The organism is Pseudodesulfovibrio sp. 7M6, assembly GCF_050058625.1.
GTDB lineage: Bacteria > Desulfobacterota > Desulfovibrionia > Desulfovibrionales > Desulfovibrionaceae > Pseudodesulfovibrio > Pseudodesulfovibrio salinus.
This window is the reverse complement of record NZ_CP188816.1, coordinates 2,975,916-3,002,701: the sequence shown is the minus strand read 5'-3', so window position 1 is coordinate 3,002,701 and position 26,786 is coordinate 2,975,916. Positions and strand designations below refer to the sequence as shown.

Sequence of the window (26,786 nt, the reverse complement as noted above, 5' to 3'; positions counted from 1 at the left end):
GCTTTGCCGCCTGCGTGTTTCGCCGGAAGCATCCGATCCAAGCGGGACGGCTCCATCTCAGGAAAAGTATAGTGCCGTTTCTCCCTGTTGGTGTCGGGATTACCACCAACTTACCGGGTGGCTTACGGGAGCCGCCTTACCCGCTTGGTCGGCTGCTAACCGCCGAAACACAGGGCTGGTCTCTGCGAATTAACAACAACACCTTTCGGGACCGGACGGTTGTCTTCAGGACCTTCTTTTGCGGATAATCACGCTGTTGCTTGCCTTAATGGCGCATAGCTAAGCTGCTTCGAAGAAGCCCTGTGGGGACGCGGCTTAGAAGCTGACCAAACGGCCGGAGCGAATCTTCGCGGCCCGGCGGTTTTGAGCTTCCCGCCTTGGGACGCGGGAGCGCAGGCCGTTTGGATCAGATTCTTTGCCCGTCACCGGGGCGGTGGGCATGGCACCCCAAGAGCGCTTTTTGGTTACTTTTGGGCGCTCTGGTCCAAAAGTAACTCGCACCTTTAGGGTGCGAAACACTCTGAAATAAATCCCGCCGGAGGCGGCTCCACTTCTGCCTTTCAATCTTTCTCTTCTGCTTTCGTCTTTTCTCCGAAAGGAACAGACAAAAAAGGCGCGGGCGTCCATGGACGTCCGCGCCTTGATTGGCCTGTCAGGCGTTCAGACTAGAGCTTCTCGGCGCGCTTCTCGCGCAACCAGCTGTACCAGTCCTCCAGGTTCTCGCCGGTACGGGCGGAAACCGGAAATACCTTGATGTCCTTGTTCAGCTTGGTGGCGTGGCCCTTGGCCTTGTCCATGTCGAAGTCCACGTAGGGGAGCAGGTCCACCTTGTTCAGGATCATCACTGCGGAAATATGGAACATGAGGGGGTACTTCTCCGGCTTGTCGTCGCCTTCGGCCACGGAAAGCAGGGTGACCTTGTAGTCCTCGCCCACGTCGAACTCGGCGGGACAGACCAGATTGCCCACGTTTTCCACAAAGAGGATGTCCAGACCGTCCAGGTCGAGGGCCTTGATGGCGTCCAGAACCATGCCGGAGTCCAGATGGCAGCCGCCCTCCGTGTTGATCTGTACGGCCTGGGCCCCGGTGGAGGCCACGCGCTGGGCGTCGTTGTCCGTCTGCAGGTCGCCTTCGACAACGGCCATCTTGAACTCGTCGCGCAGGTCGGAGAGGGTGCGCTCCAGCAGAGTGGTTTTGCCTGCGCCCGGAGAACTCATGAGGTTGATGCACAGGATCTTGCGCACCCTGAATTTATTCTTGAGTTCTTCCGCCAAGCGATCGTTGGCCTCAAGCACATTGCGGACGATGGTAACTTCCTGTGACATTTCCTTCATTCTCCTGTGTTAATCGCCGTCATCTATTTCGATGGAATCGATGAGCATTTCCTTGCCCTGAAGTACGGTGTGGCCGAGGAGCTGGTCGCATTTAGGGCAGGGCATGCACCTGGTATGCTCCGGGGTGAACTCCTCTCCGCAATCACCGCACTTTACCCGAAGCGGTATTTCCACAACTTCGAGCTGTGCGCCGTCAAATTCGGTATCCGGGGTCAGTGCCTCCCAGGCGAACTCAAGGGATTCGGTAACGACTCCGGCCAGGGCGCCATTTTTGATGACCACTTTTTTCAGCCGGTGGCCTTCATACTTGACCATTTCCTCGTGCAGGATGCCGAGGATTGATTGGACGATGGACATTTCGTGCATGAGGTTGACGCTTACCCGTTTTTTTCAAGACGGGCAAGGGGGATGGGCTCTTCGACAACCCGTCTTCCGGAGTAGGAAATAGGCGTGATTTGCCCATTTGATGCCCTCTTTCGGAGGTTTTCGGCCTTTGTAACTTTCGTCCAATATCGGGCTTGACTTATTATGTTCCAGTGAGCACTATAGTCCTTATAGGTCACGAATTTAAAAATATTCGTGACACTAACTTGGCAGGACGTGCGATAATGCACAGCACATCTTTATCTCATGAGGAGATTCATCATGGAACTGAGCGCAAGAAATCTGATTGCCGGCAAGGTCAAGGAACTCACCGTTGGCATGGTCAACGCCGAAGTGGTCATCGAGGTCGCCCCGGGTGTCGAGGTTGTCTCCGTCATCACCAAGAATTCGGTTGAGCGCATGAACATCAAGGTCGGTGACGACGTCAAGGCCATGGTCAAGGCCACCAGCGTCATGATCGCCAAATAGTATCGGTGAAAACACCTCTCTGAAAGGCACTCCTCGGGGTGTCTTTTTTTATGCACGGTATTTTGAAATCCGGCAGGAATTCGAGTTCCTCCTGGAAATAACGCTGCTCTTTCTCCGGGTTGACATTCACGGCCCTGGGAGTATCTTTCTTCCCGAACTTGTTCTCAGGGCGGGGTGCAATTCCCCACCGGCGGTGATTCCGGCGATATGTCGGAAAGCCCGCGAGCGCTTCCCCGGGTGGGGAAGGTCAGCAGACCCGGTGTGATTCCGGGGCCGACGGTGACAGTCCGGATGTGAGAGACCAAGGCAGCTTCCGCGTTGCGCTTTTGCGTGCGCCCGTCCGTGTGCGTCCTGCACCGGGTGTTCCCCTGTCTTCGCGCCCTGATTCAATCATCCTCTCATGACAAGGAGTTGCATGATGGATCAGTCTTTGCTCAGTCGCTTCGGCGACGCCACCCGCCGGGTGGAAAACGGAATTGCGGCCCTCAAGGCCGGAAAAGGCATTCTGGTAACCGACGACGAGGATCGTGAAAACGAGGGTGACCTCATTTTTGCGGCCGAACCCATGACCACCGATCAGATGGCCATGCTCATCCGCGAGTGCAGCGGCATTGTCTGCCTGTGCATGACGGATGAGAAAGTCGATTCCCTTGGATTGCCCATGATGGTGGCCGAGAACACCAGCCGCTACCAGACCGCGTTTACCATCTCCATCGAAGCCGCCGAGGGTGTCACCACAGGCGTTTCCGCTGCCGACCGTCTGACCACGGTCAAGGCCGCGTCCGCTGCGGGTTCCTCGGCTGTGAACATCGCCAGCCCCGGCCATGTCTTCCCCCTGCGTGCTAAAAAGGGCGGCGTGCTTGAGCGTGGCGGCCACACCGAGGCCACAGTGGATATGGCCCGTTTGGCCGGATACGAGCCCTGCGGCGTGCTCTGCGAGCTGACCAATCCGGACGGCACCATGGCTCGCTTGCCCGAAATCGTGGCCTTTGCCGAAAAACACGACTTCCCGGTCCTGACCGTGGAAGACATCCGCGCCTACCGGCGTCAGCAGGAGAAGATCGCGGCATAGTTCTCCCTCTCCTCCGGTTCTCTGCCGATGCAAAAAAGTAATGGCCCCGTTTCGTATCGCCCGAAACGGGGCCTTTTTCATCGCTGACTTCAGGGGGAATCGCGCTGCTGCACGGAAATGGATTCGGGCTATTTCCTCCTGAAGAAGTTCACTTTTTCCCTGTTCGAATTTGGAGTAAGCTCTCTGGAAAACTCGGCCCGACCCACTATCCGGACGGACCAAAACCACTGGAGTATTTTCATGTCGCAACCACATCCCACCTGCGCCCTCTGCCCCTACGACTGGTCTGAACGCTACTGTCGCAAGCCCGGTGGCAAGGCTCCCAAAAATTGTCCTTCCGTGCTGCTCAAGGATGCCAAACAGCGCGCTCATGACACGACCTGCGGCGAGCTGCTGAACTTCGCTTGCGAGGCCTCGCGTCAGGAAGCCGCCGGATACGAGAACAGCGAGCTGGGCTATGCTGCGGTCAAGCCGTGCAAGCCGCGTATTCAGGAGATCATCGAGTTTGCCCGGCGCATGGGCTACAAGCGGCTCGGTCTGACCTTCTGCGTCGGCGTCCGCTTTGAGGCCAAGAAGGTGCACGAGCTTTTCGAGTCCGCCGGATTCGAGGTCGTTTCCGTTGTGTGCAAGTCGGGCCGCGTGCCCAAGTCGGATCTGGGCATCACCCAGGCGGAGCAAGTGGACGCCACCCAGGAAGTGGAAACCATGTGCAACCCGGTCTTTCAGGCCGAGGTGGCCAACGAATCCGGCGTGGAATTAAATGTACTGATGGGTCTTTGCGTGGGCCACGACTCGCTCTTCATCATGCGGGCCAAGGCCCCGGTAACGGTCCTGGCGGTCAAGGATCGGGTGCTCGGCCATAATCCCATGGCCGCCGTCTACCAGCTGGACACCTATTACAGGTATTTGAAGAACATCTGATCCGCTACAGGGGTGTGGTGAGAATCTGGGGGGATGCCGCAACTGCATCCCCCTTTTCTTTTGGCGGGTGTGACGGCCCTATGCCTTGCGGCAATCCGGCTGGGGATCGCCGATGTGGGTGAAGGCGATCTGCCAGAGCTGAATGTCGCGGGCGCGGAAGGCTCCGGCGCAGGACTGGAGATAGTACTCCCACATTCGGCGGAAGGACTCGCCGTACTTGTCCTTGAGCCGGGGCCAGGACTGGCGGAAGTTGTGCAGCCAGCTCAGGAGGGTGCGGTCGTAGTCCGGCCCGAAGTTGTGGCAGTCCTCCATGACGAAGAGGGACTCCGAGGCCTTGGCTATTTGTTCCAGGCTCGGCAGGTTGCCGTTGGGGAAGACGTATTTTTCGATCCAGGGGTCGATCTCGGGACCGGTGACGTTGGTGCCGATGGTGTGAAGCAGGAAGGTGCCGCCCGGCTTCAGGCAGCGGGATACGGTCTTCATGTAGTCCGTATAGTTCTTTTGGCCCACATGTTCGAACATGCCCACGGACACGATCTTGTCGAAGGGTTCGTTCAGGTCGCGGTAGTCCTGCTCGCGAATCTCCACCGGCAGGCCGGAGCAGAACTTGCGGGCAAAGGTGATCTGCTCGCGCGAGATGTTCACGCCGACCACTTCGCAGCCGTATTTGCCGGCCGCGAACCGGGCCAGCCCGCCCCAGCCGCAGCCGATATCCAGGAGGCGCTCGCGTGGCTTGAGTCCCAGCTTCTCGCAGATCAGCCGGAGTTTGGCCTGCTGGGCTTTTTCCAGATCGGCTCGCACTTCCTCGTTGGTGGCGGTGTCGAAATCCCGCTTCGGGATGCCCTTGAAGTAGCCGCAGCTGTATTGAAGATAGGGGTCCAGGAATGCCTGGAAGAGGTCGTTGCCCAGATCGTAGTGCTTTTTTGCCACGGTGCGGGCGCGTGAGGGGCTTTGCAGGTTGAAGGCGAGGGCGGGCAGTACCCTGGCGGCCAGTTTCCAGTTGCCGTGGACATGGTTGGCCGCGCCGGATTTGAGTACCCGGCAAATGAACTCGTCCACATGGTCGCAGTTCCACCAGCCATGCACGTAGCCCTCGCCCAGTGCGAGGTTCTTTGTGCGCAGTACTTCCCGGAACAGTCTTTCGTCTTCGACGCTGATATCCCAGGGGTTTTGTCCGTTGATGTGGATGTCGGCCTCATCGAGCAGGTGGGTGACCACCTTTTTGCATGTTGTCATTATAAAACTCCTTTGTCGGTGCGGGGCGTATCCTCCTTGCGTCCTGCGTGTTATGAATGGGGAAAGTGTATCAACGCATGAGTAGAGTCACAAGATGTCGTGGGGGGGAGATGTGCCGGCCAGGGGGTGCTGCCGGTGATGGACAACCCCACCCAAATCCTTTAATGAGTTTGCCACATGCCTGGGGTAGGGGGTCTTGGCCCATTCCCGGCGAACATCAGCCGCTTTGACGGAACGTATGAGCAAGATCGAAAAAATACGAAATTTCAGCATTATCGCGCACATCGACCATGGCAAGTCGACGCTGGCCGACCGCATCCTGGAACTGACCGGTCTGGTCGGAGAGAGGGAGAAGAAAGACCAGTATCTCGACAAGATGGACCTTGAGCGCGAGCGCGGCATCACCATCAAGGCGCAGACCGTCCGTATCCCGTATACCGATTCGGACGGCGAGAAGTATATTCTCAACCTTATTGATACGCCCGGTCACGTCGATTTTTCCTATGAGGTCTCCCGTTCCCTGGCCGCCTGCGAGGGCGCGCTGCTGGTGGTGGACGCCACCCAGGGCGTGGAGGCCCAGACACTGGCCAACGTCTATCTCGCCCTGGACAACGACCTGGAAGTCCTTCCAGTCCTGAACAAGATCGACCTGCCCAGCGCTGACCCCGAGGCCATCAGCCGCGAGATCGAGGACGTCATCGGGCTCGACTGCTCGAATCCCCTGGCCGTTTCCGCCAAGACCGGGCTCAATGTGGATCAGGTCATAGAAGCCGTGGTCCATCTGCTGCCTGCGCCCAAGGGCGACCCGGAAGCCCCGCTCAAGGCGCTTATTTTCGATTCCTGGTACGATTCCTACCAGGGCGTTGTCGTGCTCTTCCGTATTTTCGACGGCACGCTGAAGCTTAAGAACGACATCCAGATTTTCTCCACCGGCAAGGTGTTCGAGGTCACCCGGCTTGGCGCGTTCATGCCCGAGGCCGTGGACATCAAGACGATGGGCCCCGGCGAAGTCGGCTTTTTGTGCGCTTCCATGAAGGAGCTGGGCGACGCGCCCGTTGGCGATACCTTCACCCTGGCCGACAATCCGGTCAAGGAACCGTATCCCGGATTCAAGCCGGTCAAGCCCATGGTCTTCTCCGGCCTCTATCCGGTGGAGCCCAGCGAGTACGAGACCCTCAAGAATGCCCTGGAAAAGCTCCAGCTCAACGACGCGGCCTTCAGCTACGAGCCGGAGACCTCGCAGGCCCTCGGTTTCGGCTTCCGCTGCGGTTTTCTGGGGCTGCTGCACATTGAGATCATTCAGGAGCGGCTTGAACGCGAGTTCGAGGCCCGGCTCATCACCACGGCCCCCTCGGTCATCTACGAGGTGGAGACCGTCACCGGCGAGGAGTTGCGCATCGACAACCCGTCCAAGCTGCCGGACCCGACCCGCATCAAGTCCGTCCGGGAGCCGTTCGTGCGGTTGGAAGTCCATGTGCCCAGTGAGTACGTGGGCGCTGTCCTGGCCCTGTGCGAGGAGAAGCGTGGCATCCAGAAGGACATGAAGTTCGTCACCTCGACCCGCGTCATCATTACCTACGAGATTCCGTTCGCCGAGGTCATGTACGACTTCTTCGACAAGCTCAAGTCGTCCACCAAGGGCTATGCCAGCCTCGACTACGAAGTCATCGACTACCGCGAGGCTGACCTTGTGCGCCTCGATATCCTCATCAACGGCGACCCCGTGGATGCCTTCTCCTGCATCGTGCATCGAGAGAACTCCGCGCGCATAGGCCGCTCCCTCGCCCTCAAGCTCAAGCGTTCCATCCCGCGCCAGATGTTCGAGGTGGTCATCCAGGCCGCCATCGGCAACAAGATTGTGGCCAAGGAGCGCAACGCCCCGTTCCGCAAGGACGTGACGGCCAAGTGCTATGGCGGCGACATCACCCGCAAGCGCAAGCTGCTGGAGAAACAGAAGGAAGGAAAGAAGCGGATGCGTCGCATGGGCAACGTTGAGATTCCGCAGGAGGCTTTCCTTTCCGTGCTGAAGGCCGACGAGGACTGATCATTATCCATTCAAGGAACTATCGAGAAAAATGACCAACAAATCATTGAAATCATTCAGGGACACCGTGGAAGCAATCATAGTAGCCCTGCTGCTAGCCTTTTTTATCCGTGCCTTTATCGTTCAGGCCTTCAAGATCCCCTCCGGCTCCATGCTGGAGACGTTGCAGATCGGCGACCACCTGCTGGTCTCCAAGTTCGCCTATGACGTGCGGCTGCCGTCCTCCATCCTGTTCAAGGAGACACCGTCCGGGCAACGCTACTTTTCCGTGCTGGACACCACGGACGGCAAGGAGCTCTACAAGGTTGGCGATCCGCAGCGTGGCGACATCGCTGTCTTCAAATTCCCGGAGGACGAGTCCAAGGACTTCATCAAGCGCGTCATCGGCCTGCCGGGCGAGACCATCGAGGTGAAGGACAAGGTCGTCTACATCGACGGCAAGGCGCTGGATGAGCCGTATGTCCACCACACCAAAGCTGGCAGCATGCCGGTGCGGGACAATTTTGGCCCCTACGTGATTCCGCAGGGACAATACTTCATGATGGGCGACAACCGGGAAGGCTCCTACGACTCCCGCTGGTGGGGAACCGTGAAGCGCGAGAAGATCGTGGGCAAGGCCCTGATCATCTACTGGTCCTGGGATGGCCCGACCAACATCCGCCTGGGCCGCATCGGCCGGGTCTTCCACCATCCGTTCGCCAATTAACGGTAATACTTAGACTCCATTTCTGAAAAGAAACAAACAGCGGCCTCTGCCCACATTGTGGTGCAGAGGCCGTTCTTTTTTTGCGTCGCGAATGTTGGTCACAAAGCATAGCTCCGGCTGATAAATCTCGGGCTGGTGCCCCGCCGCAGACTGCAAGGCTTGTCTCGGATCAGTATGAAAAGGGGAACTTGCGGCCGTCCTTCTCGTATTTTTTCTGCTTGTCGAAATTGAAGGTGTCCAGGGGAAGCCTGTTCCGCTTCGGCCTGCGTCGTGTCAGAATCAGGACGGCGCACGCGGCTATTGCCACGAGTCCTATGCCTGCCAGAATATATGTCGACATGGTGACCTCTTGTCCTATGTATGTCCGCTGCGCGGCGCGGATGCTGTTTGTTGCAAATGGTTTATCTTTACCCGGCGGACGGTTTTGCGGCAAGATTATTAGATATTTTTTTTATTCTGATAAAACAGTATATTATACATGTAACGTTGATGTTTGTAACAAATTTAGCACAAGTAATATGGCAAAAATGTCGGTTGTGGCAGGTTGCTTGAGGCCGGGGTTGCCCGGTAGAGGCCTTCCACAGCGGGCTGAGGGTAATTGCATCGTATTTGGAAAAAGTGTATCGGTTCCCAGCGGGTTTTATCCGTATCATACAGCAAACGGCACAGCCGGAAAGTGGGAGGAATCATATGTTCGTCGGACTAAAAATGTTGCGCGACTTCGTCAAGGTAAAGCCTGAGACGCTGGTCAAGGACGCCCAGAAGCTGTTGGAAGATAACAAGCTGTGGATGCTTCTGGTGGTCGACGACAAGGATAACCTGCTGGGGTACGTCCGCAAGGAAGACATCACGGGCGCGCTCCCTTCCCTCATCACTTCGCTGGCCAAGCATGAAATCAGCTTTTTGATGAGCAAGCTGACGATCAAGGAAATTTTCCACACCGACATCAAGACCGTTGCCCCGGATACCGAGATAGAAGGCGCGGCGGACATGATGTACGAGATGAACCTGGCCGGATTGGCCGTGGTGGACGACAACGGCAAGCTGATCGGCTACATCAACCGCAACGTTCTCCTGGATGTCCTGGCCGAGGAAATGGGCTACCGCGAGGGTGGCAGCCGTTTGACCCTCGACGTGGACGACCGATCCGGCGTGCTCTACGAGGTGGCGGGCGTCATAGCCAATATGAAGATTTCCATCATCTCCACAGGCACCTTCTTCTACAAGGGACGCCGCATCGTGGTTGTCCGCATCGATACCGAGGATACCGCTCCGGTGGAGGAAGCGCTCAAGGAGCGTGGCTACAAGCTGGTGGCGGCCGAGGATTTCCGGCAGGACTGGTCCTAGCGGACTCCGATGCAGGCGGGCTTGCCGCCAGAAAATTTACAGGCCGGGACGTACACTCATGTATGCCCCGGCCTTCTTTATCCTCCGTCCCGCTTGCCGCTTGCCGTCAAACCCCAAGCAGGGCGGGTAGGTCTTCCACAAACTCGCGGATTTCATCTCGGCTCCGTCGGTACTCACGGAGTTTTGCCTTCTCGGAGTCAACACTCCTGGCTATTCGGGCGGGTTCTCAGAGGTCTTGTTCCTCATGCGGATTGATAGCGGAAAGGTTGGGCTCTACCTGGCCGTCTGGGGGCAGACCGTGATGACGAAGTCCATATTCTTGTCCAGGAAGTCCTGAACCCTGTGGGTCTCCTGGCCGTATATGTCGATACTTAGCTCGTGCATGGCCGTGACGGCCAGTTTGTCGATAGGGTTGTTTTATTCCTGCGGGCAAGGCGTTTATGGTGTCCGGGAGCAAAAATCCGGCAAAGCCTTCGTCCATCTGGCTGCGGCAGGAGTATGATTCACAGATGAAAACGACATTCCTTTTTTACACGGTGCTCTCCCTGGCCTTGAAAATTGATTGGGTCGGTCTGGCGTCAACGTTTCATCCTGCCTCTCAAGGCGTTTTGCGAAGGTTGCGGTTGGAAGGCAGGTTGGCGACGTGTCCGCCCGTCAGAGTGTGAGGAGGGATCGAGGCTCTGGGGCGTCAAGGTTCGCTGCCGGTACCTAGGCTGCTGATTCAGCTTTTTTCATGATAATGCGATTTATTGGAACTTTAATGGGGGAAAGCGGGTAGACGTGAGCGGCCTGTCGTGCTAAAAGATTTCCCACAATAACGGTCGATACCGGCATTCCAGTCGAATTGGCCGTGACAACACAACAAGTCATTGCCGTGGTGTATCGGGGAGGACCCGACATATGCATCAGGGCGTAAGGACTTCGTATTAACCCGGCTCAAGGTCGGGATTGCGGTCCTAATCGGATGGGTCGGTACCAGGCGTGCCGGCCCTTTTGGTTTTTTGGGGGAGCGGGGTGCAATCGGGCAGGGGGCTGCTAGAAACCTTGCGAGTTGCGATAGCCGAAGCCGTCTTCGGTCGGTTCATCGCAAACCACACGATTTTGAGATTCGAGCTCCAACCCTGTTTCGGTCATGTTGATCCGCAGGTCGCCGGTAAGACCGATAAGGTCGCGATCAACAACGAAAGTATACCCCTCCGTCTCAAATATCCGGTCACCGCCCACGGCGTGATCCTCGCCCCAGGCCAGCCTCATTCCCGCGCTGGTATCCAGAAATATTCGCAATTGCGGTTTCTTGTCCCCAAAGATTCTGTCGAGTTCCTTTTTGGCATTTCCCGTGATGATTACCATATGCCCCTCGTGTTGTGTCGTGGCTTTGGACTGAAGGGGCTGATCCTGGCGGAAAGTCCGACTATCTCACATATTGTATTCCGAAATGACAAGGGCGGCCCCTCTTGTCGAGGAAGCCGCCCATGTTCGCTTGGTATATACTTGGTCCTAGCAGGAGCAACTGCCGGAACCGCAACCGCCGTCGCCGCAGCTGCAGGAACAACCGCCGCTGCCGCCAACGGGATTTTCGGACTCAACCACGAAACCGTACGGAGTCATGTTGATCGAGATATTACCAGTCGCTTCCATCAGGTCCTTGGCAATGGCGAAGGTGAATCCGCCGGCCTCGAAGGTGTTGTCCTTCTCGTTGGGCTCGTCCAGGGCAAGGGTCAGGCGCGGACCGGCGCAACCGCCGTCGGCCAGGTATACCCGAATGGGCGAAACGGTATTTTCCTTGAAGTATTCCTCAAGTTGTTTCTGGGCGCTTTCCGTGACTTCGATCATGTGATTCTCCTGATCTAGAGGTGCATGTGGGCCGACAGAGGACGGTCCGTCCTGCGTGCCGAGTGGTATTTGTCCAATGAGAAGGCGCCTTGCGGCCTGGCCGGGAAAAACAAGGGGCGGTCTCCCCCCCGGAGGGGAAGCCGCCCATGTTGTTTCGTGGTGTGCCCTGCCTTAGCAGGAGCAGCTGCCTGTGGAGCAGCCACCATCGGTGCTGCAGCTGCCGCCAGAGCAGCCACCGTCACCGCCAACCGGATTTTCGGAATCGACCGTGAACCCGTAGTAGGTCATGTCGATTCGGATGTTACCGGCTTCGGCCATGAGCGCCTTTTCTATCAAAAAGGTGAATCCACCCGCCTCAAACGTCTCATCCTTGTCGTTAGGCTCATCCAGAGCCAATGTCAGCCGAGGGCCGGATCAGCCGCCTGCTGCAAGATAAACCCGGATGGGCGAGGCTTCCTTGTCCTGGAAGTAGCCTTGGAGCTGCTTCTGGGCGCTTTCTGTTACTTCAATCATTCAATTCCTCCTGTTGGTGGTCGGGAACTGAAGAGGTAGGTACTCTCCGGGGGTTTGTCAAATCCAAACTCCGTAAATGGTTTCGTGCGAGTTGACCGGGCCGGGACTATTGGGCTAATTTGCCGGTCTGCGCGAGGTTTAAAGCATCACGAGGTTTTTCCTATGCAAGAATGCGGCACCATCCTGAATGAAAAGGAAATGAGCCGGACCCTGGAGCGATTGGCCGTCGAGATCATCGAGCGGCGCGGGGACGATCCGTCCCTGGCCATCATCGGTGTGCAGCGGCGTGGCGCGGATTTGGCCGAGCGGCTCAAGAAGCTGCTGGACGAACGGCTGGGCCGCAAGATTCCCCTGGGCAAGCTCGATATCAATCTCTACCGCGACGATTGGACCACCAATCTGGAGCTGGCTCCGACCATCAACTGTTCGGAAATCGGTTTCGAGATCGGAGGCGCGTCCATCGTGCTGGTGGACGACGTACTCTACTCCGGCCGCACCACGCGCGCCGCGCTGGAGGCTGTGCTGGACTACGGCCGCCCGCGCCGTGTGGAGCTGCTGGTCCTGGTGGACCGGGGGCACCGCGAGCTGCCCATCCAGGCCGACTATGTGGGTAAGCGGGTGGAGACTCACGACAAGGAACACGTGGATGTGCGTGTGGTGGAACGCGACGGCGAGGACAAGGTCTGCCTCGTGAGGAGTTGAGCCACGTGACGTTCACTCCCATCGTCCGCGACGAAGTGCCCGATCCCTGCATCACCCTGGTGGGCATGGCCGGGGCGGGCAAGTCCACCCTGGGCAAATTGCTGGCCCACCGTCTGGAATGGGGCCAGCTCGACACGGATCGTCATATCGAGTCCTACTATGCCATGCCGCTCCAGGCCATAATGGACAAGTACGGACTGGAAATGTTTTTGAATATCGAGGGCAGGTTGGTCAGCGAACTGCGCCTGACCCGGACCGTTATTTCCACCGGCGGCAGCGTCATCTATGATGCCGATGCCGTGGCCCGGCTCAAGGAGCTTGGCCCTATGGTCATGCTGGATGTGGACGAGGAAACCTTCCTCAAGCGCGTGGGCGCTGCCGAGGGCCGTGCCCTGGCGCTCGCGCCCGGCAAGACCATGCGCGCGCTGTATGCCGAGCGCCAGCCCCTCTACCGGGCTGCCGCGGACATCGTGATCCGCACCGACGGGGATACGCCCGAGCAGTGTGTGGATCGAATTATCGAACAGATCGACCTGCCATGAAAAGACTGACTCCCAAGGCCGCTTTCCGCAAATTGGCTTCCATCTACGACCGGATGGTGGACCAGTATGCCGATGCCGCCTCGACCATAGGACTGACCTGCGAGGGTTGTACCGACAACTGTTGCCTTTCCTTTTTTCAGCACCATACCTACGTGGAGTGGGCCTATCTGTGGGAAGGACTGAATGAACTCCCCGCCGACCGGCTGGAGGCCGTCAAGGACAGGGCCCGGGCCTATGTGGACGAGGCCCTTGCCGCCCAGGCGCGCGGCGAACGGCCGCACATCATGTGTCCGCTCAATATCGACGAGAAACAGGGCATCTGCGGCCTGTACAAGCACCGGTTGATGATCTGCCGAATGCACGGCGTACCCAACGCCCTGCGTCGGCCAAGCGGCGGCGGGGTGCAGTTTCCGGGTTGCTACCGCTGCCAGGAGCTGACTGCCGGGTTGGAGGCCGAAGGCCGGGAAGCACCGCTGGTGGACCGTACCCCTCTGTACCGCGACCTCGCGACCCTTGAGATGCAGTTCGTGGGTGCCAACCTGCGCCAGCTTCCCAAGGTGGACCACACCATTGCCGAGATGATCGTCCTGGGACCGCCCCGACTCCGATAACCGGCTGATTTTGCGACGCACATAACGGGCGGAGCCCCGCGTATCGATACGCGGGGCTCCGCCCTTTGCTTGCGTCTTCCGCATGTTTTCAGGGCAACTTGTTGCACTGGCGCTGAAGGCGTGATGTAGTTCGGGCGAACAACGCAAACGTCAGCGCAGGGGGCTGCCATGCGAAAAGTGTTTTTGTCCGCCTTGCTCCTGTTGGCCCTGATCCTGGCCGGAACAGCGACCGATCTGGCCCGGCTTGCCCCGGTTTCCGAGGCGAGCGCCGCCGTCTTTCTCTATCACGGGAACCGCAATTCGCACGTCTTCCACCGGCCGGGCTGTCGGTATTACAACTGCAAGAACTGCATCGTGGATTTTTCGTCCAGAGAAGAGGCGCTGGAGGCGGGGTATCGTCCCTGCAAGATTTGCAAGCCGTAGCCTCGGCCACGGAATTCCAGTCTAAATGGAAAGGGGAAATCCCGCCTTGGCAAAGGTGTACTGACCAGCCTGGAGCAGGGCTATTTCATTCTTTTTGGCCGATATCTGCCGATCCTTTTCCGAGTCAGACATGGCGGAGTTCCATACCTGATTGATCTCGGTGCGGACCGTGTTGATGCGGCGTTGCAGCCCGTCCAGGCTGAATGTGCCGTTCTTTATCGGCTCTATGGCCGCTTCCTTGAAGGCCGCTATGGCCGCCTCGGAAAAGATCGCGCTGTCGCCCAGGTGTGGCTTTGCCTCTCCAGAAGCTTCCGCTTCCGCGTCCGGCCGGGTGCCGGTTGTCGGGTACGCAAGCCCCAGGTCCTCCGCCGTGGCGGTGGGATCATATTCCGGTGGATATCCCCATGCTGCGTATGCTGCCAGATTCATGACCGACCCTCCGTGGTGGTTCCATCCGTCTTATCGTCAGACGGGCCGGAATCTGAAGGGGGAGGTCAGGCTTTATTGCAGCCCAGCAGGAAGGAAATGAAGTCGGTGACACCTGATTTGCGGGCCGTGACATAGTCGGCCGCGTATCCGGCAAAGCTCAGTTGGCGTCCATAGACGTTGTAACGGGTGTCCGGCTTTGCAAAATTCCACCCAAAGAACGCACCCACATGGGGGTGAATAGGCTGCTCGAATTCAGGAAACGGGTTTCCCCGTGCCTGCATGGCGTCGGGTTCCACCTGTGGCAGGCCCAGCTCATGCAGGACGCCGTTTGCCACATGATTCATCAGCAGCGGGCCGGGGTGGTTGACGGTGTTGAACAGCCGCTCATGCCCCCAGAGGGATTCGATGAGGTGGACATATTTGACGGGCGTGTGTGTTTCCCGTTGCCGCTCCGTCTTCAGGGATTCTTCTGCAATGGCGGCCAGATCGTATTCGTCTGTCAGATTGCGCCGCAGATAGAGGATCAGGGTCTCTTCGGGCGGAAGCCCCAGGTTCAGCAGTTTGTCCAATACCTCGCAGCGGTAGTCGAACCCCGGGGCGCCGCTCCAGGTGGGCCAGTATCCCTTGAAGAACAGATTGGGCACGCACAGGGCGCGTGTCGTATGCGGGATTTTGCCGAGCAGGTGGTCCGAGGCCAGATCGTTCCAGCCCGGGGAGAGGTGCTGATAAAGAAAGAGCGAACAGTCCGCCAGCACCTGATCCGGGATGGCCTCGCGGATGTAGTTGGTAAAAATCCGCGTTTCATAGCGCCGGGAAAAGTCCGGGCACAGGTTCAGACGCTCAAGGAGCGGTTCGCCCTGACAGTTGGCGTGGAGGATGCAGAGTTCCTTTGTCATGTAATATCCAAGGGCTTGCCGTTGCGGAATTGTCCGACTCCTAGCACCGGAGGCTCCCTCCGGCAAGGGGGCGGGCCTGTTTACACCCGGCAGGAGGCAGTGTATCTCACCGGAACACCATTTTATCTAGACATGAGGGAATTATGCAAAAACGTTTTAGCGACGCTATAGACGCCATTCGGCCCGTGGACCGCTCGTTGGCCCCTGCCGGACAGGAACATATCGACAACCTGACCAAGCCCAAGGGAAGTCTCGGCCGTCTGGAGGAGCTGGCCCTTCAGCTGTATCTGATTCAGGAAGGGGCGCCCGTGGCCGACCCCATGCGCATCTACACCATCGCGGGCGACCACGGCGTGGTCGAGGAGGGCGTCAGCCTGTTCCCGCAGGAGGTCACCCGGCAGATGCTGCTCAATTTTCTTGCCGGTGGCGCGGGCATTAACGTGCTGGCCGGAACCGCCGGAGTCCAGCTCTACATGGTGGACGCCGGAGCCTGCGGCGGTCCCTTTGACGAGCATCCGCTGCTCATTCAGGAAAAGGTCGCCCCCGGCACCGCCAACATGACCAAGGGGCCGGCCATGACCCGCGAGCAGTGCCTGCAGGCTCTTCTGCTGGGTATTTCCCTGGCCGACCGTGCCGCCGAGGCCGGGGTCAAGGTCCTGGGCACCGGCGACATGGGCATCGGCAATACCACGCCGTCCACGGCCCTGTACTGCGCCTATCTCGGACTGGAGCCCCTCGAGGTGACCGGCCCCGGCACAGGGCTGGACAAAAAGGGCGTCGCCTTCAAGGCGGCAGCCGTGACCCGTGGACTGGAGGCCAACCGTGCCGCCGTGGAATCCGGCGATCCGGTGGATATCCTGGCCGCCCTCGGCGGACTGGAAATCGCCGCCCTGGCCGGTCTGATTCTGGGCGGTGCCAAGAATCGGCAGCTGGTCTGCGTGGATGGCTTCATCTCCACCGCAGCCTATGCCGCCGCCTGGAAGATCTGCCCGGCCGTGGCGGACTACAGCGTCCTGAGCCACGCCTCGGCCGAACCTGGCCATAAGAAGGCCGTGGCCTCCATGGGCCTTGTTCCTTTGCTCGATCTCGGCTTCCGCCTGGGCGAGGGCACGGGCGCGGCCTGCGCCATGTATCTCGTGCGCAGCGCGGCGGACATGTACAACAAGATGGCTTCCTTCGCCTCGGCAGGCGTTTCCGAAGCCTAGTCTGAAAGATATCGCTTCAAATGGAAGCCCCGGTCCGTGGTACTGCGGATCGGGGCTTTTTCAAATCGGAATCAGGCCGGATTCCAGGCCATTCCGGCCGACGGTTTTATCGGATAGACTATTTTTGTGTGGCATAACAAAACAATAGGCCGGGCGAAATGTTTCGCCCGGCCTATTGTGTCGTGATGTCGTGTCTCCCATTCATGCGCTATGCCTCACCCAGGCTGCCCACGGACTGTATGATGTCGCCCTTGGCGTTGTAGGTGCCGGTGGACTGGATCTTGACGAGGTCCCGCGCCATTTCCGGGTTCTCCAGGACCTTTCGCTGCAAACGAACCTTGCGCATGGCCTTCATTTGGTCGGCAACGTTCGAGCCGTGTACTTCCAAGCTGGTTGCTTCCATGATTCGTACCTCCTTCCATGGAGTTTTCAGCGTGTAGCTTACACTCCTTATCGGATGCTCGTTGGAAAACTTTATGGAAGATAACGGAAGGCCCAGGCGGGAGCAGCCGACCACTCTGATTTTCTTTACTCTTTCCAGGACCACCATTTGAGTTTCTCCGGGTCGTGCCGCTTGTTTGAGGCAAAATAGACGGCACAGCGAAATACATAGAGGACGCAACGGTCCACATGACATCCCATCTGCTCCATGAGCCGGGCGTACATGGCCTCCGGGTCCTGTCCCTTGAGCTCGGGTACGGATCGGTACCCCAGTGAGATGAGGTCCGCCGCCATGCTGGGGCCTATACCCGGAATGACTTGGAGTCGTTTAAGGGCGTCCTTGTCCATTAGCGGGATTCGCGGGCATAGACTTCGTCGAGGATGGCCTTGCCACCGGCGGCCAGCACGCGTTCGGCCAGCCCTGTTCCCACTTCCCACGCCTGTGCGACAGGGCCTTCGGCCTCCATGCGGATGGGGCGCGAACCGTCCACGTCCGCCACAAAGCCGGTGAGGTGAACGCGGTCGCCCTTGAGCTGGGACCATGCCGCGATGGGCACCTGGCAGCCGCCGTCCAGTCCGGTGAGGAATCCCCGTTCGGCCAGAACCTGCTGTTTGGTTGGCTCGTGGTCCAGGAACTGGAGGAGTGCGGCGACCTCGGTGTTGCTCTTGGCGTACTCGATGCCGAGAGCGCCCTGGGCAACAGCGGGGAGAAAGCTGGGCGGTCCGAGAATCTCCTGCTTGGGGGCGGAAAGCTCCAGCCGGTTGAGTCCGGCGGTGGCTACGACGATAGCGTCGAACTCGCCGTCCAGCAGCTTGCGGACGCGGGTGTCCAGGTTGCCGCGCAGGGATTTGATTTCCAGGTCGGGACGCAACGTGGCCAGCTGAGACTGACGGCGCAGGCTCGATGTGCCGACCAGTGCACCTTGGGGCAATCCGTCCAGTCCTTCGTATTTTACGGAGAGCAGGGAATCCGTGGAGGCTTCGCGTTCGGGAATGATGCCGACCTCCAGCCCATCGGGCAATTCGGTGGGCACATCCTTCATGGAGTGGACCGCTATGTGGGCGCGCCCATCCAATAGAGCCTCTTCGATTTCCTTGACAAAAAGCCCTTTCCCCCCCACCTTGGCTAAAGGAACATCAAGAATTTTATCGCCTTTGGTTTTGATCTTCAGCAGGTCGATTCTCAGGCCCGGGTGCTCGGTCTCCAGCAGATCCTTGATGTGGTTGGCCTGCCAAAGGGCCAGGGCGCTGCCTCGGGTGGCGATGACGAGTTCTTTCATGTGATGTCCTGTTTTTCTGTGAGGGGCTAGCTGCCGCAGCTGGAACAGTTGCCGCCGGAGCATCCGGCGCAGGGGCTGGATGAGGCGGCCGGAACCGCGCTGCTTTCCGACGCCCCTTCCGAGGGGGCTGCATCGCCGCCGACACGACAGCGGCAGGCGCTCATGAGTTTGCCTGTTTTTTCCGACCCGCACTTGGGGCAGGGGGGGCAGTCGTCGCGATCAAAGACGAGTTCTTCGAATTCGTGGCCGCAGTCGTCGCATTTGTATTCGAAAATTGGCATGGTACGCTCCAATGGCTTTATCCGTGTGCCCGCATACGCAGGCAGAGGGAATGCATAGCGAAAAAGGACCCGGCTGGCAACGCCCGGCCGGAACGGTACGAAAAGTAATACCTGTAGCGAAAATGTCCAGTAATAGTATTATAACGGACTCCCAAGTCGGCATTGGTTATGGTATTCGGACTGGCTCGTAGACGTCAGGACAAGGTCTGGATGCAAAGTAAGCCGCACCCGGACAACAACCAGCAAGCGGCTTTCGGGATTTATGGCGGAGATTCGAATTCATAGCAGTGCGGACCGGCGCAGAGTAGCGGTTGTTCCGGAAATCGGACCCGACTTTCTCAAGTGTGCGTTTTCAACGGTCAGAATCATCAAGGTGGGTACCGGCACCACGGCGAGAAAGCAGGAGACCCGCCAACTGTGGCTTGTAGAGCATCGGGAGGGTGAATCCTTTGCCGTGCGTAAGCTCAACACCCAGTTTGTGCCTGTGGGGGAACAGACCGTCATCAACCGGGAAGTGCTGCTTGCCGACTATTTCCCGGAAGTGGACATCTACAATACCCGCGTTAAACCTGCCATGTCCATGCTGGACGAGACCCTGGCCGTAGCCGACGAGCACAGGGAAAACCGCAAGCCTCTCTCCGCCGAGATGGAGTACACCCGCGCCCTGGATGTGGATGAACGCAACGTGCGCGCCACCTTCGGTCTCGGGCTGGTTTATCTGGAGCGGGACGATCTGGACAAGTCCCGAATGATCTTTGCGGAACTGGTGGAGATGGACGCCGCCTTTGAAAACCGTCACAAACATCTTTTCAACGAATTCGGGATTTTTCTGCGCAAGAGGAACCTCTTCGAGGAAGCGGTTCGCTATTATTCCCGCGCCCTGGAAATAAACGGGGAGCTCTACGGGGAAGACGAGAATCTGTATTACAATCTGGCCCGGGCCTATTACGAAAAAGGGGAATGGGGGCCCTGCGTGGAATTTGCCGGGCGCGCTCTTGCCGTCAACCAGCAGCATGAGCACGCTATGGTGTTGTGCCGACTTGCAGTGATTCTGGCCGCAAAGCCGGAGCTGCTTTCCCGGTATGGCAAGCCTTCGGTTCCCGCAGAGGTCGCGGCACGGGCGTCAGAGTTTTTGGGAGTGGATGAAGAAGAGAGCCGCAGCCTGGCGGAAGCGGCCGAAAAAACGGATGGCAACGCGGACGTATTGCTGAACTTGTGAGGAGAGGTGGTGGGTAAACGGCTAGAGATAACAATTTTCGGCACCTTTTATCGGATTGCCGTGATGCGGATAACACGCGCATTGGCCAAAGCTGGCATGAACACATACGGCACCAGCGACTGGAACCATATCGTCAGCGATATAGCGCTCGGCACCGGACGGTCGAATTTGCTCAGCGAAGTGCGGCATACCTTGGGGCATGACATGTCGGTGGACTACCGCATTGACGGGTTGCTCATGCAGGACCACGCCTTCGGGCTGGAAATATTTCATGGCGGCCTGCCGAATGATGTGGATGTGGTGGACGCCGAGAGCCGTACCCTCATGCCGGAGCGGATGGTGGAAAACGTCAAGCATGGCGACCTGCTCGGAGTATTCTGGGGGCGTTGCGACGGCGTACTCTTTTTTCGATGGGACGAAGCCGACGAAGTGCGCGGCGAAGACCTGACTCTGTGTTATGACCGGATTCCCCGCTTGATCGACCGCAAAACCCCTTTTGATCTGGCAACCAACGTCACCTGGAAGGGCCAGTGTGGCCGCCGCCGTCTCGGCTCCGGTATCCCGGAAGATCTGCATCTGCTCAAGCCCGTCTTCCACATGTTCGACTGATCGCATCGCCTGCCGCCGCGCGTTTTCCGATGCGCCGGTTGCATTATGTGCAAAAAAGGCCCCCGGCTGTCTGCCGGGGGCCTTTTTGTCATTTATCTGTGGCGTGTTATTTCGCCTTGGCCAGGGGCCAGATTTCGTCGACCTTTTCGATGGTTTTGATGGAGATGCGTTTGAGCACTTCCTCGGGAATCTCGGAGAGGTCCTTCTTGTTCTGGGCCGGGATGAGCACGCGCTTCATGCCTCGGGATACGGCGGCGAGGATTTTTTCCTTCACGCCGCCCACGGGCAGCACTCGGCCGCGCAGGCTGATTTCGCCGGTCATGGCCAGGTCCGGGCTGATCGGGGTGTCGGTCAGGGCGGATATGAGGGCCGTGACCAGAGTGACGCCAGCCGAAGGGCCATCCTTGGGGGTGGCACCGGCCGGAACGTGGACGTGGATGTCCATTTTGTCGGCAAAGGACGGGTCGATACCATACCTGTCGGCATGGGCGCGGGCGATGGACAGGGCGGCCTGGGCCGATTCCTTCATCACGTCGCCGAGCTTGCCGGTCAGGGTCAGCTTGCCCTTGCCGGGCATGGTCGTCACCTCGATGTGCAGGATCTCGCCGCCCACGGGGGTCCAGGCAAGGCCGACCGCCACACCGGGCGGCAGAGTCAGTTCCTTTTCGTCATCCAGGAAACGGGGCGGTCCGAGCAGCTCATAGAGGTTCTTGGCCGTGACGCTGAAGGGACCCTTCTCGCCTTCGGCCTTGCGGCGTGCCATCTTGCGGCACAGGGTGCCTATCTCGCGTTCCACGTTGCGCAGTCCGGCTTCCCGGGTGTACTCGCGTATGACCTTGGTCACCAGCTTGTCGCTGATCTTGAACTCGTCCTCGTTCAGGCCGTTTTCCTCCACCTGGCGCGGAATGATGTAGCGTCGGGTGATGACGGTTTTTTCCTGCTCGGTGTAGCCCGGAATGCGGATGACCTCCATGCGGTCGAGCAGCGGGCCGGGAATGGAATCGAGCATGTTGGACGTGCAGACGAACATGACCTTGGACAGGTCGAAGGGCACGTTCAGATAGTGGTCCGTGAACGAGAAGTTCTGTTCCGGGTCCAGCACCTCCAGCAGGGCGGACGACGGGTCACCCCGGAAGTCGTTGCCCAGCTTGTCGATCTCGTCGAGCATGATGACGGGGTTGCGGGTGCCGCACTGCTTGATGGCCTGGATGATGCGGCCTGGCATGGCGCCGATGTAAGTGCGCCGATGGCCCCGGATCTCCGCCTCGTCGCGCATTCCGCCCAGGGACATGCGGTGGAATTTGCGGCCCAGGGAGCGGGCGATGGAACGGCCGAGCGAGGTCTTGCCCACGCCCGGAGGCCCCACGAAACAGAGAATGGGCCCTTTCATCTTAGGATTGAGCTTGCGCACGCTCAGGTATTCGAGGATGCGCTCCTTGACCTTTTCCAGGTCGTAGTGGTCCTCGTTGAGGATCGACTCGGCCTTCTTGATGTCCAGGCGGTCGCGGGAAAGTTTCTTCCACGGCAGGTCGACCATCCAGTCGAGATAGGTCCGGATGACCGTGGCCTCGCTGGATTCGGCGTGCATGGATTCCAGTCGTTTGAGCTGCTTGATGGCTTCCTTGAGGACTTCCTTGGGCATGCCTGATTTCATCAGGGCCTTGCGCAGGTCCTCCATCTCTTCGCTCTCGTCGCCCTCATCGCCCAGCTCGCGCTTGATGGCCTTGAGCTGTTCGCGCAGGTAGAAGTCGCGCTGCGCCTTGTCCATGCCTTCCTTGGCCATGGTCTGAATCTTGTGCTGCATGGAGGCGACCTCCACTTCGCGCAGCAACTGTTTATTGACCATTTCCAGTCGGTCGATGGGATCCTCGCATTCCAGAATGCGCTGGGCCGCGCCAACCTTCATGCGCAGGTTGGAGGCGATGAGGTCGGCCAGCCTGCCGGGCTCGTTGACGTTATTCAGGACACTCATGATGTCCTGGCTGGAGATGCCACGCAGGGAAAGGATGCGCTCCGACTGCTCGCGGGAAGAGCGGATCAGGGCTTCCTGCTCATTGGTCAGGCGTCCTGTCTCCGGTTCCATGATCGGTTCCAGCTCGGCAACGAGGTGGGTCTGGTTGGGAACGAATTTCTTCACCCGGGCGCGGGCCAGCCCCTGCACCAATACCTTGAGCCTGCCGTCGGGCATTTTCAGCATACGCATGATCATGCCCACGGTGCCGGTCTGGTAGAGGTCGTCGGGGTCGGGGTCTTCCACATTCTCGTCCTTTTGGGTGAGGATGAAGATGTAGCGGTCGCCGGACAGGGCCGCGTCCACGGCCTGTACGGATTTTTCGCGGCCCACGAAGAGGGGCAGAATCATGTAGTTGAAGACCACGATATCGCGCACGGCCAGAACGGGCAGTACCTCGGGTATGTCCGCAGCCGAGGCCCCTGGCATTTCTTGGCCGTCGCCGAAAAGATTTGCCGTACCGTCCGCACCGGTCAGGGCTTCGATGATATCGGGCAGGTCTTCGCCCGACTTGGGAGCTTCTTCCGCCGGTTCCGGCTGCTTCGGTTCCTCGTCCAGCGGCTTGCGCTGAATTCGGACGGGGCGGATGGGGCTTTTATTTTTTTTCCTGCTCAAGGCGTTGTCCTTTGATTGAAGTGAAATTTGTGTTTCTAACCCCATATATGTCGTCAATTCGCCTTGGCAAGGGTATTATTAATGTAAAATGGCCCGTTTTAATAACAGGTCGGCAGGAAGAGACGGAAGGCGGCAGGAGGCAGAGATGGGTCAGTGGCGGACTTCGAATCCGGGGGGAAAAGGGGCGGCATCGTCGGCCGGATCGGCCCAGGTTGCGTCTACCTGGGAGACTCTCGCCAACGGCGGCCCGTCGTGAAGCCGGGCCAGGAAACGCCTGAGAGAAGCCTGCTCACCGCGTGCGGCCAGCTCCACCGAGCCGTCGCGCCGGTTGCGCACCCAGCCCCTCAGTCCCAGCTCGCGGGCGGCATCGCGCGTCCAGCCCCGGAACCAGACGCTCTGGACCAGGCCGTGCACCACCGCCCTGAGCTCGGTCATCTCACAGCCGTCCGTGTTCGTTGAAGCTGTAGTAGCTCTGGTCCGTGACCACGATGTGGTCCAGGATGCGGATATCCAGCCCCTCGGCCGAGTCTCGGATCTTTTCGGTCAGCAGGACGTCTTCCACCGACGGAGTGGGATCGCCGCCGGGATGGTTGTGGGCCAGGATGACTCCTGCCGCGTCCAGGCGAAGGGCTGTTGCCACTATCTCTCGCGGGAATACCGGAGTGGCGTTGATGGTGCCCTTGCTGACCTGTTCCCAGGCGATGAGCCGGTTCTTGGTGTCCACGAAAGCGGCCCAGAATTCTTCCGTGCTCTTGCCGCCGATGCGGGCCATGGCCGCCTCGGCCACCAGCGACGGGTCCGAGAGCGGAGTTCCGCGCCGGGCTGTGTCCTCGCCCAGCCGGGCGAAGAGTTCCTGCAACAGGGCCCATTGGGCCTTGACGGCGTTGCCCGTACCCTTGACGTCGTCCAGCCTTTCGGGCCGGGCCATGACCGCGTCCTTGAGGGAACCAAAACGGTTGATGAGGTCCTTGGCAAGGGGCTTGGTGTCCCGCCGCGGCAGTACGGAGGCCAGGAGCAGTTCCAGAATTTCGTAGTCGGCCAGCGACCTGCCGTCGCGCAACAGTTTTTCGCGCAGGCGGCTTCGGTGGCCCAGATAGTGCGGTTTTTCCTGCTTGGCTTCGGCCATGGCTGTGCTCCGGGCTAGCGTCCTGCCCTGGCTGGACGAAAGAGTTCGACCAAGTCGGCGGTCAGGCTGTCCAAAATTTCCTCATAGCGGCGTTCGCCCGTTTTCAGGGCCAGCTCCGCTCCCATGAGCAGGTCGATGAGCCGGGCCACGCCGCGCGCTCCCAGCCGCTGGGCCAGGGGTGTGTTCTTGCGCACCAGAAAAGGCGCGCCTCCCGCCCTTTCGTTGTGGGCTATCTGCCAGAGCATTCTCGCCTGCCCGGCCAGAAAGCCGATGAGATTGAAAAGCATCTGATCCTTGGCCGCCTTGTCGTGGTCGCCGAGTATGCGCTTCCAGACCGCTCCTTCCGCACCGGGGCGTCCCAGGGCGTCCATGAGATCAAAGAAGGCCATTTCCCCGGTGTGCGGAATCAGCTCCGCGTGGTCACGGCGGACGGTCTTCGAGTCTCCGGCGGCCAGTTCGATCTTGTCCAGCTCCAGCCGGGCTGCCGCGCCGTCCGTGGGCAGGGCCATGACCAAAGCTTGGTCCGCGCCCGGCTCCAGGGTGAGCCCGTGTTTTTTTGCCCATTGGGTGACAAAGGGCTTGAGCGACTGCCGGGTGAGGCCCGGGGACTCCCATATCCAGCCGTTGTCCTTGGCCGCCTTGAAAAATTTGCGCCGAGTGAGGGGGGCGGGGATCGGAGCGGTTTTGCCCTTCCATTCGCTTTCCAGACAGAACAGGGGATAGACGTCCGAGGAGACGGCCTTGAGCGCGCCGTCGAGCTTGTCCCAGTGTTCGGCCTTGAGCGTATGGGCACGGCGTACGACCAGCGCCTTGGGTTGGGCGAACAGGGACTTGATGGTCAGTTCGGTCCAGAAGGCCGGGGGCAGCGGTTCATCGTCGTCCCCCCAAAATGTGCGGGTCTCCCATTCCTGCTGGCCGGAACCGTCGAGCAGCTCGCGGATGCGGGCCTTGATCAGCTGCGGGTCCGGACATGCCAGAAAAAGGTACTTGGGGCGGCTCATGAATAGTATGGGTTAATAGTTCTGGGCCATGCGGTCCGCCAGGGTGCGGATGCCAAGCATGGTGACCTCCATATCCGCTTCTTTTTCCTGCCCGGAAAAGAAGGGCCAGCTCTGGCTGATGCGCCCGGAGTTCCAGAGAACGGAGCTGTCCAGCGCGGATTTGATGGTCGCTTCAAAGGTAAAATTGGCCGAAGATTCGAGGGTCTCGTCGTTGGAACCACTGACAGCGGTGGGACGGTTGTAGCGCACTATTGTCAGGTAGAGCAGGGCATCGGCGTCCTTGCGCTCGTCTGTCCAGGTAATGCTGCCGCGCCGGGTCAGTTCGTCGCGCAACAGCTTGCGCAACCGTGGCTCCAGCCAGGACATGGTGGTGGGGTTGTCGATGGAGGCAATGGCCAGGGTGCGGTTGTGTTCGGGGAGCACTGATTGACCGGATTCGCCAAAGGAATAGCCGCAACCGCACAGCATGAGCAGGCCGAACAGGGGGAGCAGCACCTGGAAAAGCTTGGCAAAAAAACGTTTCTGGCACACGGATTTCGTCATGGCGCGGATACTACGTGGAATCGGGAAAAAGGTCCACAGGGGGGTAAAGGAGGCGGTGGGTTCTGCCGATAGGAAAAATGACGTGCCCCGCCATGGATGGCGCGTACAGTTTGAAATATGGGGTTAGCCCCCACCAGGTCCCGCATGGACGCGGGAAGGGAGCGAAAGTGTATGGCCAGGGACGGCGATAGGCTTTTTTCGGTGATAATCCCTTCCACCGGCAGGCGGCCCAAGGCGCTGGCACAGGCAGTGAGGTCTGTGGAGCGTGCGGCCGAGTTCGCCGGACTGGAAAGGGATCAGTTGGAAATACTTATAGGTTTCGATGGGGTGAGAGGCAAGGCACCGGCCTGCGTACATCCCATTATAGCATTCAACCTGTCTCAGGATAATGACTGGGGCAACGGCATTCGCAAGACGCTGATGAAAGTTGCCGCCGGGGACAAGCTGTTGTTCCTGGATGACGACAACTCGCTCAAACCTGCGGCCCTCCATCTGTTTCTCCGCTATTTCGATGCAGAGATGATCGTGGGGCGCATCGATACCCAGCTTGCCTTTGACAAGCCGTATCTTCCTGTAGTGGATTCCGGTTCGTTGGTCCGGCCGGGGAATATCGATCCCCTGTGCCTGTGCGTGTCTCGCCGTCTGGTGATGGATCGCTGCGACGGATGGGATTACTGCGGAGAAAGAGATGCCGATTATCTGAATATTCACAAATGGTACCGTCGCGCCCAGAGCGTTACCGTCATGGAGGAGGTCGTCGGCGTCTACGACAGTGGCCGCAGCCTGGACAACAACGCGTTGTCACCAAGGCAGCAGGATCTGCTCGACAGTATGGCCGCCGAGCGTGGTATCAGGGTTTCGGAACGCGCCCTTTTCAAGGTCGGGAGCGCGTCCCTGACGTTGGCCTGAGCCTTTGGCAAAATGAAGAATAAATGCCGGATCGGGATCTCCCGGTCCGGCATTTCCTGTTTGTGCAGGGAATATGCGCAAGGGG

Annotated in this window: 32 protein-coding genes and 1 riboswitch; of the genes, 14 read left to right on the top strand and 18 right to left on the bottom strand. The window is 59.2% G+C overall.

Features of this window, described 5'->3' with window-relative positions; translation table 11 throughout:
* Positions 1 to 665: 665 nt before the first annotated feature.
* Entirely contained in the window at positions 666 to 1,325 is a 660-nt protein-coding gene (gene hypB, locus ACI0FG_RS14080; protein WP_419785635.1) for a hydrogenase nickel incorporation protein HypB, read from the bottom strand.
* Between the two features lie 18 nt (positions 1,326 to 1,343).
* Complete coding sequence (locus ACI0FG_RS14075; protein WP_419785634.1) at positions 1,344 to 1,700, bottom strand: hydrogenase maturation nickel metallochaperone HypA; 357 nt, start codon at positions 1,698 to 1,700, stop codon at positions 1,344 to 1,346.
* Between the two features lie 279 nt (positions 1,701 to 1,979).
* On the opposite strand from ACI0FG_RS14075, the gene ACI0FG_RS14070 reads away from it, so the two are divergent.
* The 3 genes from ACI0FG_RS14070 (at position 1,980) to ACI0FG_RS14060 (ending at position 4,179) form a co-directional block, all read left to right on the top strand.
* Complete coding sequence (locus tag ACI0FG_RS14070) at positions 1,980 to 2,186, top strand: TOBE domain-containing protein (RefSeq protein ID WP_419785633.1); 207 nt, start codon at positions 1,980 to 1,982, stop codon at positions 2,184 to 2,186.
* 156 nt (positions 2,187 to 2,342) lie between these two features.
* A riboswitch (FMN riboswitch) is annotated at positions 2,343 to 2,493 on the top strand.
* A gap of 111 nt (positions 2,494 to 2,604) precedes the next feature.
* Positions 2,605 to 3,258 carry a 3,4-dihydroxy-2-butanone-4-phosphate synthase gene (ribB, locus tag ACI0FG_RS14065; protein ID WP_419788394.1) on the top strand — a complete coding sequence of 218 codons (654 nt, stop codon included), beginning with the start codon at positions 2,605 to 2,607 and terminating at the stop codon, positions 3,256 to 3,258.
* A gap of 240 nt (positions 3,259 to 3,498) precedes the next feature.
* Positions 3,499 to 4,179, top strand: a complete 681-nt coding sequence (locus tag ACI0FG_RS14060; RefSeq protein ID WP_419785632.1) for a DUF1847 domain-containing protein — start codon at positions 3,499 to 3,501, stop codon at positions 4,177 to 4,179.
* A 78-nt stretch (positions 4,180 to 4,257) separates the two neighbouring features.
* Here the strand turns inward: ACI0FG_RS14060 and cfa are convergent, their stop codons facing one another.
* Complete coding sequence (cfa, locus tag ACI0FG_RS14055; RefSeq protein WP_419785631.1) at positions 4,258 to 5,415, bottom strand: cyclopropane fatty acyl phospholipid synthase; 1,158 nt, start codon at positions 5,413 to 5,415, stop codon at positions 4,258 to 4,260.
* 238 nt (positions 5,416 to 5,653) lie between these two features.
* On the opposite strand from cfa, the gene lepA reads away from it, so the two are divergent.
* Positions 5,654 to 7,459, top strand: a complete 1,806-nt coding sequence (gene lepA, locus ACI0FG_RS14050; protein WP_419785630.1) for a translation elongation factor 4 — start codon at positions 5,654 to 5,656, stop codon at positions 7,457 to 7,459.
* A 31-nt stretch (positions 7,460 to 7,490) separates the two neighbouring features.
* The gene (gene lepB / locus ACI0FG_RS14045; RefSeq protein ID WP_419785629.1) at positions 7,491 to 8,165 is read left to right on the top strand and encodes a signal peptidase I; all 675 of its coding nucleotides are present in this window, start codon (positions 7,491 to 7,493) and stop codon (positions 8,163 to 8,165) included.
* A gap of 169 nt (positions 8,166 to 8,334) precedes the next feature.
* Here lepB and ACI0FG_RS14040 read toward each other — a convergent pair whose 3' ends face one another.
* Positions 8,335 to 8,505, bottom strand: coding sequence for a hypothetical protein (locus ACI0FG_RS14040; RefSeq protein WP_419785628.1), 171 nt, complete (start codon positions 8,503 to 8,505; stop codon positions 8,335 to 8,337).
* Positions 8,506 to 8,855: 350 nt separating this feature from the next.
* Between ACI0FG_RS14040 and ACI0FG_RS14035 the strand changes: the two genes are divergently transcribed.
* Entirely contained in the window at positions 8,856 to 9,512 is a 657-nt protein-coding gene (locus tag ACI0FG_RS14035; protein ID WP_419785627.1) for a CBS domain-containing protein, read from the top strand.
* A 1,035-nt stretch (positions 9,513 to 10,547) separates the two neighbouring features.
* Here the strand turns inward: ACI0FG_RS14035 and ACI0FG_RS14030 are convergent.
* From ACI0FG_RS14030 to ACI0FG_RS14020, 3 genes are all read right to left on the bottom strand, one after another.
* The gene (locus ACI0FG_RS14030; RefSeq protein WP_419785626.1) at positions 10,548 to 10,862 is read right to left on the bottom strand and encodes an IscA/HesB family protein; all 315 of its coding nucleotides are present in this window, start codon (positions 10,860 to 10,862) and stop codon (positions 10,548 to 10,550) included.
* A gap of 147 nt (positions 10,863 to 11,009) precedes the next feature.
* Entirely contained in the window at positions 11,010 to 11,345 is a 336-nt protein-coding gene (locus tag ACI0FG_RS14025) for an IscA/HesB family protein (RefSeq protein WP_419785625.1), read from the bottom strand.
* 171 nt (positions 11,346 to 11,516) lie between these two features.
* On the bottom strand, positions 11,517 to 11,858 hold the full coding sequence (locus ACI0FG_RS14020; RefSeq protein ID WP_419785624.1) for an IscA/HesB family protein: 342 nt from the start codon (positions 11,856 to 11,858) through the stop codon (positions 11,517 to 11,519).
* Positions 11,859 to 12,020: 162 nt separating this feature from the next.
* Between ACI0FG_RS14020 and pyrR the strand changes: the two genes are divergently transcribed.
* The 4 genes from pyrR to ACI0FG_RS14000 all read left to right on the top strand — a co-directional run bounded on the left by pyrR (position 12,021) and on the right by ACI0FG_RS14000 (position 14,136).
* On the top strand, positions 12,021 to 12,560 hold the full coding sequence (gene pyrR / locus ACI0FG_RS14015) for a bifunctional pyr operon transcriptional regulator/uracil phosphoribosyltransferase PyrR (protein ID WP_419785623.1): 540 nt from the start codon (positions 12,021 to 12,023) through the stop codon (positions 12,558 to 12,560).
* Between the two features lie 5 nt (positions 12,561 to 12,565).
* A complete protein-coding gene (thrB, locus tag ACI0FG_RS14010; protein ID WP_419785622.1) occupies positions 12,566 to 13,102 on the top strand; it encodes a homoserine kinase in 537 nt (178 codons plus the stop codon).
* Complete coding sequence (locus ACI0FG_RS14005; protein WP_419785621.1) at positions 13,099 to 13,713, top strand: hypothetical protein; 615 nt, start codon at positions 13,099 to 13,101, stop codon at positions 13,711 to 13,713. The genes thrB and ACI0FG_RS14005 overlap by 4 nt, the downstream gene beginning before the upstream one ends.
* Before the next feature lie 168 nt (positions 13,714 to 13,881).
* A complete protein-coding gene (locus ACI0FG_RS14000; RefSeq protein ID WP_419785620.1) occupies positions 13,882 to 14,136 on the top strand; it encodes an Ada metal-binding domain-containing protein in 255 nt (84 codons plus the stop codon).
* A gap of 21 nt (positions 14,137 to 14,157) precedes the next feature.
* Here ACI0FG_RS14000 and ACI0FG_RS13995 read toward each other — a convergent pair whose 3' ends face one another.
* Together ACI0FG_RS13995 and ACI0FG_RS13990 are read right to left on the bottom strand one after the other, a co-directional pair.
* A complete protein-coding gene (locus ACI0FG_RS13995; protein ID WP_419785619.1) occupies positions 14,158 to 14,565 on the bottom strand; it encodes a hypothetical protein in 408 nt (135 codons plus the stop codon).
* Positions 14,566 to 14,630: 65 nt separating this feature from the next.
* Positions 14,631 to 15,461, bottom strand: coding sequence for a WcbI family polysaccharide biosynthesis putative acetyltransferase (locus ACI0FG_RS13990; RefSeq protein ID WP_419785618.1), 831 nt, complete (start codon positions 15,459 to 15,461; stop codon positions 14,631 to 14,633).
* Between the two features lie 143 nt (positions 15,462 to 15,604).
* On the opposite strand from ACI0FG_RS13990, the gene cobT reads away from it, so the two are divergent.
* Positions 15,605 to 16,666 (top strand): nicotinate-nucleotide--dimethylbenzimidazole phosphoribosyltransferase, encoded by a 1,062-nt coding sequence (gene cobT, locus ACI0FG_RS13985; protein ID WP_419785617.1) that lies wholly within the window; start codon positions 15,605 to 15,607, stop codon positions 16,664 to 16,666.
* Between the two features lie 208 nt (positions 16,667 to 16,874).
* On the opposite strand, the gene ACI0FG_RS13980 is transcribed toward cobT, so the two are convergent.
* The 4 genes from ACI0FG_RS13980 to ACI0FG_RS13965 all read right to left on the bottom strand — a co-directional run bounded on the left by ACI0FG_RS13980 (position 16,875) and on the right by ACI0FG_RS13965 (position 18,668).
* On the bottom strand, positions 16,875 to 17,069 hold the full coding sequence (locus ACI0FG_RS13980; RefSeq protein WP_419785616.1) for a hypothetical protein: 195 nt from the start codon (positions 17,067 to 17,069) through the stop codon (positions 16,875 to 16,877).
* Positions 17,070 to 17,194: 125 nt separating this feature from the next.
* Positions 17,195 to 17,455, bottom strand: coding sequence for a helix-hairpin-helix domain-containing protein (locus ACI0FG_RS13975; RefSeq protein ID WP_419785615.1), 261 nt, complete (start codon positions 17,453 to 17,455; stop codon positions 17,195 to 17,197).
* Positions 17,455 to 18,387 carry a hydroxymethylbilane synthase gene (hemC, locus tag ACI0FG_RS13970; protein WP_419785614.1) on the bottom strand — a complete coding sequence of 311 codons (933 nt, stop codon included), beginning with the start codon at positions 18,385 to 18,387 and terminating at the stop codon, positions 17,455 to 17,457. The genes ACI0FG_RS13975 and hemC overlap by 1 nt, the downstream gene beginning before the upstream one ends.
* A 26-nt stretch (positions 18,388 to 18,413) precedes the next feature.
* Positions 18,414 to 18,668, bottom strand: a complete 255-nt coding sequence (locus ACI0FG_RS13965; RefSeq protein ID WP_419785613.1) for an FmdB family zinc ribbon protein — start codon at positions 18,666 to 18,668, stop codon at positions 18,414 to 18,416.
* Between the two features lie 262 nt (positions 18,669 to 18,930).
* On the opposite strand from ACI0FG_RS13965, the gene ACI0FG_RS13960 reads away from it, so the two are divergent.
* Both ACI0FG_RS13960 and ACI0FG_RS13955 read left to right on the top strand, forming a co-directional pair.
* Complete coding sequence (locus tag ACI0FG_RS13960; RefSeq protein WP_419785612.1) at positions 18,931 to 19,887, top strand: tetratricopeptide repeat protein; 957 nt, start codon at positions 18,931 to 18,933, stop codon at positions 19,885 to 19,887.
* A gap of 9 nt (positions 19,888 to 19,896) precedes the next feature.
* Positions 19,897 to 20,496, top strand: a complete 600-nt coding sequence (locus ACI0FG_RS13955) for a hypothetical protein (RefSeq protein ID WP_419785611.1) — start codon at positions 19,897 to 19,899, stop codon at positions 20,494 to 20,496.
* A gap of 106 nt (positions 20,497 to 20,602) precedes the next feature.
* On the opposite strand, the gene lon is transcribed toward ACI0FG_RS13955, so the two are convergent.
* The 5 genes from lon to lptE form a co-directional block, all read right to left on the bottom strand.
* Positions 20,603 to 23,122 carry an endopeptidase La gene (lon, locus tag ACI0FG_RS13950; RefSeq protein ID WP_419785610.1) on the bottom strand — a complete coding sequence of 840 codons (2,520 nt, stop codon included), beginning with the start codon at positions 23,120 to 23,122 and terminating at the stop codon, positions 20,603 to 20,605.
* A gap of 150 nt (positions 23,123 to 23,272) precedes the next feature.
* On the bottom strand, positions 23,273 to 23,557 hold the full coding sequence (locus ACI0FG_RS13945) for an acylphosphatase (protein ID WP_419785609.1): 285 nt from the start codon (positions 23,555 to 23,557) through the stop codon (positions 23,273 to 23,275).
* A 1-nt stretch (position 23,558) separates the two neighbouring features.
* A complete protein-coding gene (radC, locus tag ACI0FG_RS13940) occupies positions 23,559 to 24,248 on the bottom strand; it encodes a RadC family protein (protein WP_419785608.1) in 690 nt (229 codons plus the stop codon).
* Between the two features lie 14 nt (positions 24,249 to 24,262).
* Positions 24,263 to 25,249 (bottom strand): DNA polymerase III subunit delta, encoded by a 987-nt coding sequence (gene holA, locus ACI0FG_RS13935; RefSeq protein ID WP_419785607.1) that lies wholly within the window; start codon positions 25,247 to 25,249, stop codon positions 24,263 to 24,265.
* 12 nt (positions 25,250 to 25,261) lie between these two features.
* Positions 25,262 to 25,792 (bottom strand): LPS assembly lipoprotein LptE, encoded by a 531-nt coding sequence (gene lptE / locus ACI0FG_RS13930; RefSeq protein ID WP_419785606.1) that lies wholly within the window; start codon positions 25,790 to 25,792, stop codon positions 25,262 to 25,264.
* Positions 25,793 to 25,963: 171 nt separating this feature from the next.
* Between lptE and ACI0FG_RS13925 the strand changes: the two genes are divergently transcribed.
* Positions 25,964 to 26,701, top strand: a complete 738-nt coding sequence (locus tag ACI0FG_RS13925) for a glycosyltransferase (RefSeq protein ID WP_419785605.1) — start codon at positions 25,964 to 25,966, stop codon at positions 26,699 to 26,701.
* The last annotated feature ends 85 nt before the right edge of the window (positions 26,702 to 26,786 follow it).